At 46.8% G+C, this 11,739-nt stretch carries 10 protein-coding genes; 5 read left to right on the top strand and 5 right to left on the bottom strand.

The window, feature by feature from the left end:
• Positions 1–102 precede the first annotated feature (102 nt).
• Both P4D80_RS04700 and P4D80_RS04705 read right to left on the bottom strand, forming a co-directional pair.
• Positions 103–1,464 (bottom strand): O-antigen ligase domain-containing protein, encoded by a 1,362-nt coding sequence (locus tag P4D80_RS04700; protein ID WP_421657738.1) that lies wholly within the window; start codon positions 1,462–1,464, stop codon positions 103–105.
• A 126-nt stretch (positions 1,465–1,590) separates the two neighbouring features.
• Positions 1,591–2,715, bottom strand: a complete 1,125-nt coding sequence (locus P4D80_RS04705; protein ID WP_421657739.1) for a glycosyltransferase family 4 protein — start codon at positions 2,713–2,715, stop codon at positions 1,591–1,593.
• A 728-nt stretch (positions 2,716–3,443) separates the two neighbouring features.
• Between P4D80_RS04705 and P4D80_RS04710 the strand changes: the two genes are divergently transcribed.
• The 4 genes from P4D80_RS04710 to P4D80_RS04725 all read left to right on the top strand — a co-directional run bounded on the left by P4D80_RS04710 (position 3,444) and on the right by P4D80_RS04725 (position 8,685).
• Positions 3,444–4,556, top strand: coding sequence for a polysaccharide biosynthesis/export family protein (locus tag P4D80_RS04710; RefSeq protein WP_421657741.1), 1,113 nt, complete (start codon positions 3,444–3,446; stop codon positions 4,554–4,556).
• A 64-nt stretch (positions 4,557–4,620) separates the two neighbouring features.
• A complete protein-coding gene (locus P4D80_RS04715; protein ID WP_421657742.1) occupies positions 4,621–6,936 on the top strand; it encodes a GumC family protein in 2,316 nt (771 codons plus the stop codon).
• A gap of 260 nt (positions 6,937–7,196) precedes the next feature.
• Positions 7,197–8,408: a glycosyltransferase family 2 protein gene (locus tag P4D80_RS04720; RefSeq protein WP_421657743.1), complete on the top strand. Its 1,212-nt coding sequence runs from the start codon at positions 7,197–7,199 to the stop codon at positions 8,406–8,408.
• A 118-nt stretch (positions 8,409–8,526) separates the two neighbouring features.
• Positions 8,527–8,685, top strand: a complete 159-nt coding sequence (locus P4D80_RS04725; RefSeq protein WP_421657744.1) for a hypothetical protein — start codon at positions 8,527–8,529, stop codon at positions 8,683–8,685.
• A gap of 181 nt (positions 8,686–8,866) precedes the next feature.
• Here P4D80_RS04725 and P4D80_RS04730 read toward each other — a convergent pair whose 3' ends face one another.
• The 3 genes from P4D80_RS04730 to P4D80_RS04740 all read right to left on the bottom strand — a co-directional run bounded on the left by P4D80_RS04730 (position 8,867) and on the right by P4D80_RS04740 (position 9,837).
• The gene (locus tag P4D80_RS04730) at positions 8,867–9,055 is read right to left on the bottom strand and encodes a hypothetical protein (RefSeq protein WP_421657745.1); all 189 of its coding nucleotides are present in this window, start codon (positions 9,053–9,055) and stop codon (positions 8,867–8,869) included.
• A 34-nt stretch (positions 9,056–9,089) separates the two neighbouring features.
• Positions 9,090–9,275 carry a hypothetical protein gene (locus P4D80_RS04735; RefSeq protein WP_421657746.1) on the bottom strand — a complete coding sequence of 62 codons (186 nt, stop codon included), beginning with the start codon at positions 9,273–9,275 and terminating at the stop codon, positions 9,090–9,092.
• A gap of 151 nt (positions 9,276–9,426) precedes the next feature.
• Positions 9,427–9,837: a hypothetical protein gene (locus P4D80_RS04740; protein ID WP_421657747.1), complete on the bottom strand. Its 411-nt coding sequence runs from the start codon at positions 9,835–9,837 to the stop codon at positions 9,427–9,429.
• Between the two features lie 372 nt (positions 9,838–10,209).
• Here P4D80_RS04740 and P4D80_RS04745 point away from each other — a divergent pair, with 372 nt between their 5' ends.
• Positions 10,210–11,346, top strand: coding sequence for a citrate synthase (locus P4D80_RS04745; RefSeq protein WP_421657748.1), 1,137 nt, complete (start codon positions 10,210–10,212; stop codon positions 11,344–11,346).
• The last annotated feature ends 393 nt before the right edge of the window (positions 11,347–11,739 follow it).

An 11,739-nucleotide genomic window follows, 5' to 3' on the forward strand; every position in this document is an offset into this window, starting at 1 on the left:
CCCCTCTACAGAGGTATTCGATATTTCTAAAACACCTTAGAGCTAATCGCTTCGCTCCAATAACCCCACTTTTGCTCCAATAAACCCACTAAACTGCACAGCTTAAGTAAGTTTGCCAGCCAGGGTTTTTGCTCTAGAAGTAGAAGTTTCCCTCGCACGGGCAACCGCAACTCCCGCCAGACCACCACAGGTCAACGCAAAAACGGGATTAACCATCGCATTTAAGACACAGTCCAGCGCATACATCACTAAGGCAACCGCCAGAACTGCCGCTGGTGCCACCGCAGGATGGGTCCAAAGTCGAGTCGGGTAGCGTACACAGAAGGCCACTACGGGTAGTAGCAGGGCTGTGAAAATACTGACTAATCCAACTGTCCCAAAGATACCAAAAGCAATAATCCACAAACTATCAGTGACCGAAATATCAGAACCATACTCATCAAATACCCGGTTTCTGCCGAAACCTCCCCAACCAAATACTGGCTTTAGCCGTGCCCTTGCTGAAAGGATCTGCTCATTTTCAAATCTAAAATCGACTGACTGCACACGTTCTGCGGGAAAAATTTGGGCCAGAGTACTTGTGACCTCGGCTCGTGGAAATTCTCCTGTCGCGCCTAAATTTAGATAGATACACATTCCAATCACGATGCCCCAGATTGGCCATGTATTGCGAAAATACCTAGCTACCACAAGAATTACCAGCGCAAGGCCAAATAACAGATAGGCGCCAGTAGATCGGGTTAAGACAAAGGCAACTAGCAAAAGCCCAACCCACCACCCAACGGGGATATCCCAAATTTTTTTAATAACGCCAGTTCGCCAGAGTACAACCCCCATCAAAGAGGCAGACATCATCCAGACGCCCACCATCAAACCATGATTCATAAAAACCGTGGGTCTGTAACCGCCCAGGCGCAGCGACATGTGAAAACCACTGGGGTTAAAGCCATAAAGCAATTCATGAACACTGGTCATCATGCGACTTTCAAACAGACAGAAAGGGACATAAAGTAAGCCCCCGATGAAGGTCCAGATTGCCAGACTTCTCAAGCCAGCCAGATTATTCAGATAAATTCTTCCTAAGAAATAAGGTATTCCCCAGGTAACGACCTGACTAAAAGTTGCTGAGAACCCATCGTAGGGCCCCAGCCCATTAGTTATCGAGGAGAAGAAGGGACAAATGCACCAAATTGTCATTGGTACATCAATCCAGCTGTATTTGAAGGAACTGAAGCGCCCAACGTCAAAAATAATCGTTGACAACAGGATCCCATAGCTTGTAGCCGACATCTTTTCATAGTCCGGAATGCCTGGAAATTTCATACTTGCCATTGGTAAAAATAGCCAGGCACCCAAAAAACTAATGATAAGTGCCCGTTGGGCAGGAAACCGCGAAAAGATATAGATTACTGTGGGCAACCAGAGCAGGAGGATAACATTCGCAAATGCGTTCGCCTGGGGCATGGGGATTACTCAACAAATACTTGAATGGGGTTTGATTTTAAAGGAGGTTAGCGATCACACAGTCCCGGTATTTCTATTTCTATAAGAAAAGCTATCTGAACAAATAGTTCCCGGCTTGACTTCAAGTTAGGGTTGAGCAGAAACCAAGGAATGTTTCCAATCACCCCGCTGAGAGCGTTCTATTGCGGTATACAAAGCACCTTCAAATAGATCTGTAGCATCATCCCAGGTGTAATGCGTTGCAGTCGAATAGGCAGCATCAGACATAGTACGCCATTCCGCATCAGACAATCTACATACCTGGAGCATTGCTTCTGCCACACTGTTAGGTTCCTCAGGCTTCACAAGTATTCCTCCACCTTTTGCAATCAGTTCTGGTGCCGCACCAACAGCCGTTCCAATCACAGGAGTTCGGCAGGCCATTGCCTCTAGAATCGGTAAGCCAAAGCCTTCTGAACGGCTACTAAATAGCCAGGCATCGCAACTTGCGTAAATGTCTTTGATCTGATCTGGAGGAGGGCTCTGGAAATATTGAACTTCTTTAGGCAAAGGTAAGGCTGCAACTGGGGGATCAGCTCCAAAGGCGAGCAAACGCAACTCTGGTAAGGTTTGCCTAACCAGGGAAAAAGCTTTAAGACTGATATCAGTCCCCTTCCAATAGGCAGAGTTATACATCATCCCGAACGTTGGGACAGATTGCTTGTTCCTAGGAGGGGAATTAAACTGCTCGGTATCAACACTGTTGGGTACAAGAGAAACGTTGCAGTCCCCATATTTGAATTTCATCAAATCTAACAACCAGTTTGAGATAGTAATTTTGTGTAGAGGCATAAGATAGGTGGCCTCTACTCTTTGCTTAGGTAGATAGTCAAATGTCTCATAGTGTTGAATAAAGTAGGCTTTCGCTCCTTTCGATGGAGACAATCTGGTTACCCATTCCGCTGTTTCCCACCAGGTTGCAATTACAACATCAGCATCGGGCACATCAGCATCAGTGATTGGCCGACATTGATCAATCACTTGATGGTTAACATTTAGATCATCTAGATGGGAAGCCCTAGATCTAGGTATTGATAGAAAGCTTCGCCGTTTTAGCAGGGATTTGGTTTGCTCCAGTAGACTTGGCCGCCTGTAGGGCCTGGAAACTAGAAACACTTCGTGGCCCCGGCGTTGGAGACGATCCGCGTAAGTTGCTACAACTCTGACTCCACCGCTTAGATCAGCATGGGGAAGAACAATGGTAATTTTCATGAAATCTGTACTGAGTAACAGAAGTTACGTTTATGATTGATGAAAGAAGATTTGCTAATTGTGGCCTATCATCTGGGCTTAGAATCATAGTGCATACACTGAGTTATAAAAGCTTTTTGAAAACGACTGTCACCAGTAGACTAAATTTAGACTAAATATGGAGGTAATCCCCTCCTGCCTGGGGGCGCAGCCCCCATTCCCTCGTTTACAATTATCCCGTTTGTAGTTAATGATGACTACCTACTGACAAACTATAGTCCGAATAGTCCGATTATAAGTTCTTCAAAAGATAAGGTGAAAGTGAAAAGCCTTCACATAGTCCAAATATGAAGGAAAGTAGTGTAAATACGGTGTTGAAGAAAGGGATCTTTATTCATTCTTTTACATAGAAACTTGCACATCGAGAAACTTGTAAATCTTATATGAAGTCAAGGGCTACAGAATGGAGCCTTCATCTGTGAATGTTTCATAATTGCAACTATCATTAGTCTATAGAGATGCTGCCAATCGACTGTGAGTACTATCTAAACTGGCACTTTTAGCACTTTTAGCTCTTTGGCACTTCTTAGTGGGCTATTTTTAAGACAAGGGCTACTGGCTTATCAATATTCTCAGGCTGAGGATGTGATTCAGGCGGTCAGTGCCAGAGCAAATGTCGGATCAGTTACAGTTCGGTCAACGTTCAATGGAGAGTTTAGAGCACCGTACTTTTGCTAATTGGGAATTTCATGACTAAGGGAACAAATCGATTTGTTGCTGGGCTTACGCTGGCCGTCTTTGTCGGGGCGACTCAAACCCTTCCAGCAATCGCCCAAACTGAGGCTTCAACAATCAGCTCCACTCAGAGTGCAGGAATTACTTTGGTTGAGCAGGCTTACATCCTGGGTTCAGGGGATGTGATCCGGGTGGACAGCTTTGACACCCAGGAACTGGTTCTAGAGCCACGCTACACTGTTTTACCCGATGGCTCAATCAATTTACCCTGGGTTGGTGGCGTTTCGGTAAGTGGCTTAACCTTGAAGCAAGCCTCCGAGCAGTTAGCTTCAAAATACAGTCGTTACATCCGCAATCCTATTATTACCGTCAGCTTACTCGCTCCTCGTCCATTGAAGATTGGTGTGATCGGTGAGGTCAATCGCCCCGGTTCTTACATCATCAGTGTTATCAGCAATGAAACCACTGGAGCCAGTCTCAACCAACGGAACACAGGAGGTGGCGGCGACGGGGGAGGTGCCAACCAGTGGCCTACGATTATTAAGGCCATTCAAACAGCTGGCGGAATTACTCAGTCTGCTAATGTTCGTCAGATCCAGATTAAGCGGCCCCAACCTTCAGGCGCTGAGCAGTTGATCAATGTTGATCTCTGGAGCTTTTTGCAAACTGGAGCCCTGTCCCAGGATATTAGTTTGAGAGATGGCGATACCATTCTCGTTCCAAAAGCAACGAAATTGGATCCTGCGGAGGTGACCCAGGTCGCAATTAGCAACTTTTCTCCTGAGACGATTAGAGTGAATGTGGTTGGTGAAGTAGTCACTCCAGGAACTGTTCAAATCCGTCCTAGTTCAACTCTCAACCAGGGAATTATGGCTGCTGGAGGGTTTAAAAGAGGACGAGCCAAGAATGATGTGGAGTTGATTCGGCTCAATCCGGATGGAACTGTGACCAGACGGGAAATTAAGGTTGACCTGTCCCAGGGACTGAATGAGCAGAACAATCCAGCGCTGTACAATAACGACATTATTGTCGTGAATCGCAATACAATCGCTGGAATTACTGACTTTATAGGAACCACAGTTGGTCCTTTCCTGGGGCTTTTGGGCCTATTTAATATTTTCCAATGATGGTCAAGGATCTTCTGTTCGGGTGCTCTATCGGTAGGTTCAGCAGGATAGTCGTGAGGTTGATATGAGAGCCGAAGAAAGTATCCAAGATTTGTCATTAAATAATCGTAACAAATCTTTGGGGTTCAATGATGGCTTGGAAGACGATTTAGGTGATGCGCCCTCAAAGCAGAAGGGCTTAAATTTGGGCTCTTTGTTGAGAATCGCCCGTCGAAATGCCCTCTTAATTGCTGCCACTACTCTTGCAACTACCGGTACGGCAGCTTTGACCTCCTTTGGTCCTCCCACCTACAAAGGCAATTTCAGCATCTTGGTAGAACCTATCAACTCCCAGGCGCGATCTACAGATCCTTCTGCTATTTCTCGCGATCGCCAGAACCAGGAAGACCGGGTAGACTACCCGACTCTGCTCCAGGTGCTTCAAAGCCCAGAGCTTCTTTCTAAGATTGCAGGGGAAATCCAAAGCCGTTATCCCGATGTAACTGCTGGTTCTCTACAGAGAGATTTGCAGCGCAACAATTTGGTGGTTCAACGTCCTGGGACAAACCTATTGGACACGGCGAAGATTATTGAGGTTACCTATGAAGGTACAGACCCCCAGAGAGTTCAATACATCTTGCAAAAGCTGGCTGATGGCTTTCTGAAATTTAGTCTTGAGTACCGAAAAACCCGTATTGGAGGGGGCGTTCAGTTCATTGAAGATCAGCTTCCCAGTCTACAACAGCGAGTCAATGGGCTGGAAGCCGAAATTCAGGCCCTGAAACAACGTTATCGGATCGTCGATCCAACAGCCGAAGGGGCAACCCTTTCTAACCAGTTGCAGGAAACACGGGCTGCGCGAGCAGCAGCTCAAAGAGACCTGGCAGAACAGCAAACCCTGTATGCCATGTTACAGAGGCAGCTAGGGTTGACTCCCGAAGAAGCACTGGCAGCTTCTTCCTTAAGTGAAAACCCTCGCTATCAAGCATTACTGACTCAACTAAAGACCGTCGAATCTCAAATTGCTGTTAAAGCAGCCCGTTTTAATGACGAAAGTCCGGTTATTCAATCATTGCGAGATCAACAGAAGAATCTTGAGCAACTCCTGAATGAGGAAGCCCGTAAAAACCTGGGAGAAACTTCAAGAGTTCCTGCAAGCGACCGTGTACGGGCCTTCCAGAACCCTACACGTCTGGAGTTGATTCGGCAATACATTACTACTGGAAATACTGTTCGACAGTTACAGGTCCGCAATCAAGCCGTCTCCCAAACGGAAGCATCTCTCGATCAAAGGCTGCGACAATTCCCTGCCATTTCCCGGCAGTATAACGACTTGCAGCAACAGCTAGAAATTGCCACCCGAACACTGAATCAGTTTTTGACTCAGCGTGAAACTTTACGGATAGAAGCCGCCCAAAAGGAAGTTCCCTGGGAAGTGATCTCGCCACCAACCATTGCACGGGATGAGAAAGGCAATCCCCAACCGCAACCGATTAAATCAGCTCGAAACGTGGGATTGGGAGCGATCGCAGGTTTAGTACTTGGTTTCGCCGCTGCTATCTTGAGAGAGAAGCGGAAAGATATTTTCTTTGATGACGAAGATATCAAAGGAGCTTTGAAACTGCCATTTCTAGCATCTGTTCCCTTTAGAGAGGGGGCAAACCCAGTCATGAACCCTCTGGCTGGAAACTCGGATACATTCTCTAAAGCATTCAATTCCCTATACACCAACATTCGGTTTTTGGGACCTGAATCATCGGTGCGATCTCTAATTGTTGGTTCTGCCTGCGCAGGCGATGGCAAAACCACGGTCGCCTTAAACCTGGCTTTAGCAGCCGCTTCTATGGGACAACGAGTTTTGCTTGTTGATGGCAACCTGCGGGCTCCCCATCTCCATAACCTGTTTAGCCTGTCAAACTCCATGGGGTTGAGTGAAATTCTCCTGGGCAGGGTGTCGCTTAATGAAGCGCTTCAGCGATCGTCCTTAGACAAGAACCTTTCAATTTTGGCAGCAGGCCAACCTTCAATCGATTCAATCAGAGCCCTGGGTACCTCCAGAATGCAGAGTCTTTCTCAGCAAATGCAGTCTGAGTTTGATTTGATTATCTATGACACCCCAGACCTGTCAGAGTTTTCTGATGCTAAATTCCTGGGGGCCCAGGCCGATGGGATTTTGATAACAGTCGCAGTTGGTCGTACCAGGCGATCCTTGCTGTCTCAGGTAATGTCAGAGTTGAATCGCTTCCATCTTCCAGTATTAGGCTTAGTTTCTAATCGGTGCGCGAAGAGCGTTCAGGACTCCTACGCTCAGGCCCAACGCGACCAACAGAATCAGGAACAGACTACTATTCTTGAAAATTTGGGCATTCTTAAACCAGGTCTACCAACTTCTAAACAGTAGTACAACAAAACGAAAGTTTTGTTGGGGATACAGGAGTTCCACCTCTGCCTAGGGGGAAGTACCCGAACCTCTATGTCGCAAAATTTAGTGTTTGTAACATTAATTCACTAAGGAATAATTCACCGGAAAATAGCTGGTAGTCTATTTTCATTGATGGTACTGTTCTCATTTCAGAATCGTTAGACTTGTGGTTAATGCTTGTAGAGGCACTCTATAGAACGTCTTTAAACCCACGCTGAATACTTTTGAGGAAGGGATTAATGGCTCTATTGCTTGGGGTTACTTCGCTGACCATCGCGCTTGTGTTACTAATCCCAACTACGGTTCTGTTTGTTGAGTGTGTGGCAGCGGTATTGGTACGCCAGCAAGTTGGAAAGAAGCTGAACCCTCGACCCAGTATTGCAGTTCTAATTCCAGCCCATAACGAGGCATCTGGAATTGGTATAACTTTGGCGTCACTGAAGCCTCAAATGGCTCCTGAAGATCGGTTGGTTGTAATTGCAGACAACTGCGATGATGGCACTGCTGCAATTGCATGTGAAATGGGCGCAAATGTTATTGAGCGGTTTGATCAGGAACGTCGGGGTAAGGGCTATGCTCTTGATTTTGGCCTAAAAGCCCTTGAAGCCAATCCACCTGAAGTTGTCATTGTGGTGGATGCAGACTGTACTGTTGAATTGGGGAGCATTGAAAAAATTGCTCGTCAGGCCATAACTTACACACGACCAGTTCAAGCTATCTATTTGATGACTCGACCCGCCGTTTTAGGATCGAAAGACGCGGTTTCACTGCTGGCCTTTACGGTGAAGAATTGGGTTCGTCCAGTTGGGCTGGATTGTCTTGGGTTTCCTTGCCTGCTAACGGGAACGGGAATGGCGTTTCCCTGGACTGTGCTTCAGAAAGTTTCCCTCGCCAGTGGAAATATTGTTGAAGACATGAAGCTGGGGTTGGATCTAGCCATGGCTGGGCATCCACCTATGGTTTGTTCAGAAGCTAGGGTTACAGGGGTTCTGCCTCAGCAAGCTCGTGCCGCCAAAAGCCAGAGAACTCGTTGGGAGCATGGTCATCTGCAAACTCTTTTGACCCAGATTCCTCGCCTCATCACTGCTGCGGTTCAGACCCGATGCTTTGATTTGGTGGCGATCGCCCTTGACCTCTCGGTGCCTCCCCTGTCTTTGCTGGTCATCCTCTGGTTAACGGCAACGATTCTTGCGTTAATCGCTGGATGGCTGGGAAGTACGTCAATTCCAATCTTCATCGCAGTTTTGGAAGGAATTTGGATTTTGACTGCAATTCTGTTGTCCTGGGCCAGGTTTGCAAGACAGGATTTACCGTTGCGAACGCTTCTCTCTGTCCCCTTATACGTTTTGTGGAAAATTCCTCTATATTTCGCTTTTCTGGTAAAACCCCAAACTCAATGGGTTCGTACCGAACGGGATACGGTGGAATCACCTATCGTAGGTGATAGGTGATAGGTAACAAAACTCTTTTAGCCTCTAGTCCCTAATGCGACTTCAGCACACCGATTACGCAATTAGCAGGAATCAAAGATACTCTAGATGAGTCACTTTCCACTGGCTCATAACCCTGATGCTTCCCCCTCTATACATGTGTCCCTTGAGTGAAACCCAACAAGCTGCTCTCGAACAGATTTCCTCTGCCCAGGAATTGAAAAATATCAGCCCAGATTCTTCAAATACTCCCGAAGTACCTTCTGAGCCTCGATATTTGAAGGGAGACGATGATTAATCTTGAACAAAAACGGTTTGTTTCTACCCTCGGTCACTCCTGCCGGTTCCCAGATACAAAGATTGACCCCTCCTGCAATCGGGGTAATACTGTACCGGATTTTCAATGAAGCGAGCTTTAAGGCTTGCATAGTGACACTAGCAGGGAAGGGACTCAACTCAGTGCAGTCAGTGTAAGCTGGCTAACTCTTGCTAATGTCACAATTGCTACTTAATTTTACAATCGCCTTTTCTTGCGGCGCAGGCACAATCACAATCCAGCGACCTGTTTTGGGATCTCGATAGGTCGTGAAAGGGTTGGGGCGGAGCGATCGCTGACCAGTCTGCTCGCTCGTGATCTGAAGCAGTATGCGGTCGTCCCGGCGGGTCATGGGGTAGATACTCCTACAAAAACCCTCGACTGTTTTAGAAAGAGAACTCACCAATTAAACCCTTGCCAAAACCCAAATCTTCTGAGCCTGGCTCATGGGATTTAACAAACCTGCCGGATATCATCAAACTACCATTCATGCCCGAAAGCAACAGGTTCAGGGACACAAAACCAATCAAGCATGAACCTATCATGCCGCAAACATCAGCTTGCACAGCCACAGTGCAAACACGCAAATTCCCACAAATCTCAAAACCCCTAGTGGTTGTTCACTAGTAGTCCGTCAGGGTAGATTTGAGGGATAACTCAAATCTACAAAACCCAATTCTCAGGTGTTTTGAGGGTTTTCATCAAAACAGTCTTGACAGACCACTAGCTTGGAATCTTGCTTAAAAGCGGCTCTAACCAGGGCTGAAACTGGTCACGCCGAAATACTTGAGCCCGACGGTGGTAGTCAAACCGAACCAGGCTCGGAATTCCATGCTTGCGAACGCATTCTTGAATCCAGGACGCAACTCCTTGCCCTTCCTGAGGATGCAGCTCAGCCTGAAAAGGTACATACATCAAAACCAGGCCACTATGGGATTGCAATGGAGCATCTTGTTCAATTAAAGCAGTCAGACTTGGATGGCGAGAGTGATAGCTTTTCTCAGCGTAAGGGCTAGTCCGTTCGTGTTTGAGGTGTTCTCGTAGCGTTCTAGAACGTTCGTGCCCCGACTTCAGTGAAGAGTGCTCTACATGGGAATCAACACGGTATTTCCGACGAAATTGTCTTTGGGTCATAAAACTCCTGATTTGAGAGGACAAAAAAGTCAATCGTTTCCTCCCTGTCGAACTACAGGCCTATAGGAGGATCGATTGACCTATGTAAGTAAGCAACGATGTTGATCTGTACAAAAATCTTCTCTAATTCAATAGTAACTATTTTTTATGTTGCGCGACATTTTTTTGCAGAACTGTGCTTTCGGTTGCAATTTGTGGCGCGATCGTCGAAATTGGAAGAGGTAACCTGTAAGCCAATACTAGTAGGGATTTCAGGTATCAATTAACGTCTTCAGAAAGGATTGAACCCCCAACTGGCCTGGAAAGATACAGTTTCGAGTCTTCTGATTACGTTAGCGTGAGTAAGCCCATTTTTAGTAATACGGTGGAACCATGACTGTCTGCGAGTATAGGGCAGGGTTAGAAGGCATTCCCGCAACCCAATCCAGCATTAGCTATGTCGATGGGCAGCGAGGAATTTTGGAGTATCGGGGAATTCCGATTGAGAAATTGGCCGAACAAAGCAATTTCTTAGAGACGGCGTACCTTCTAATCTGGGGAGAACTGCCCACCCAAGAAGAGTTAAACCTCTTTGAATATGAGATTACCCATCATCGGCGATTAAAGTATCGCATTCGGGATATGATGAAGTGTTTCCCTGAAAGCGGTCACCCGATGGATGCACTACAAGCCTGTGCTGCGGCTCTGGGTTTGTTCTACTCCAAGCGGGCTCTAGATGACCCTGCCTACATTCGGGCAGCCGTAATCAGACTGTTGGCAAAAATTCCAACCATGGTTGCAGCTTTTCAACTGATGCGCAAAGGAAATGACCCGGTGCAGCCGCGGGATGACCTGGACTATGCCGCCAATTTCCTGTACATGCTGAACGAAAAGGAACCTGACCCCCTTCCCGCCAAGATTCTTGAAGTGAGCCTGATTCTTCACGCTGAGCATACCATCAACGCTTCAACCTTTTCAGCGATGGTAACGGCTTCTACCCTGACCGACCCCTATGCCGTTGTTGCATCTGCGGTGGGTACCCTTGCCGGTCCCCTTCATGGTGGGGCCAGTGAGGAAGTAATTTTCATGCTGGAAGAAATTGGTTCCGTTGAAAATGTTCGACCCTGGTTAGACGAACAGCTTGCCCACAAGTCCAAAATCATGGGATTTGGCCATCGAGTTTACAAAGTTAAGGACCCCCGTGCCACAATCTTGCAGCAACTGGCAGAAAAGTTATTTGAGGAATACGGTCGAGATAAGTATTACGATGTCGCTGTTGAACTGGAACAGGCGGTTGCAGAGAAGTTAGGACATAAAGGGATTTATCCTAACGTTGACTTTTATTCTGGGCTGGTTTACCGCAAGTTAGGGATTCCCACAGACCTTTTCACTCCGGTATTTGCGATTTCTCGCACGGCTGGCTGGCTGGCTCACTGGAAAGAGCAACTGAATGAAAACCGAATTTTCCGCCCAACTCAGATTTACACGGGGCTGCATGATGCTCCTTACGTGCCGATCGCAGAACGGTAGAAAACGATGGAAAGGGGTGTTGCCCACTTGAACCCTGACTTAAAGATAGACAGTGGCGAGCGGGGAGGAAGATTTTTGCTTTGGATGGTCGCATGCTATAAAAAGCTAATGGCAGTGCCGTCTTAATTTCTTTCTCTAACTAATGATTTCCTTCTCTAACTCTAATGATGGGCGACACCCCTCTTGCCTTTCTTCGAAACCCTTGCCACGATAGCAGAAGTGACGATTTTCAGGAACTCCAGCCCTCAGATTCTTGGTTCTGAGGGTTTCTTTCTATCAGCACTTCATCTTTTATCTTTGATATAGCAGGCCTAAAGATATAGCAGGCCTGAATCAGTCGTGAAATTGAGAAGCTTTGTGAGAAAGGATTCCGCAGGAATCCTTTCTCACAAT

This window comes from Leptothermofonsia sp. ETS-13, from assembly GCF_049200465.1.
Classification (GTDB): Bacteria; Cyanobacteriota; Cyanobacteriia; order Leptolyngbyales; family Leptolyngbyaceae; genus Leptothermofonsia.

Bases quoted from the DNA above. Each gene is read 5' to 3' on its own strand.
- P4D80_RS04700 (WP_421657738.1), bottom strand. From the start codon at position 1,464: ATGCCCCAGGCGAACGCATTTGCGAATGTTATCCTCCTGCTCTGGTTG.
- P4D80_RS04705 (WP_421657739.1), bottom strand. From the start codon at position 2,715: ATGAAAATTACCATTGTTCTTCCCCATGCTGATCTAAGCGGTGGAGTC.
- P4D80_RS04710 (WP_421657741.1), top strand. From the start codon at position 3,444: ATGACTAAGGGAACAAATCGATTTGTTGCTGGGCTTACGCTGGCCGTC.
- P4D80_RS04715 (WP_421657742.1), top strand. From the start codon at position 4,621: ATGAGAGCCGAAGAAAGTATCCAAGATTTGTCATTAAATAATCGTAAC.
- P4D80_RS04720 (WP_421657743.1), top strand. From the start codon at position 7,197: ATGGCTCTATTGCTTGGGGTTACTTCGCTGACCATCGCGCTTGTGTTA.
- P4D80_RS04725 (WP_421657744.1), top strand. From the start codon at position 8,527: ATGCTTCCCCCTCTATACATGTGTCCCTTGAGTGAAACCCAACAAGCT.
- P4D80_RS04730 (WP_421657745.1), bottom strand. From the start codon at position 9,055: ATGACCCGCCGGGACGACCGCATACTGCTTCAGATCACGAGCGAGCAG.
- P4D80_RS04740 (WP_421657747.1), bottom strand. From the start codon at position 9,837: ATGACCCAAAGACAATTTCGTCGGAAATACCGTGTTGATTCCCATGTA.
- P4D80_RS04745 (WP_421657748.1), top strand. From the start codon at position 10,210: ATGACTGTCTGCGAGTATAGGGCAGGGTTAGAAGGCATTCCCGCAACC.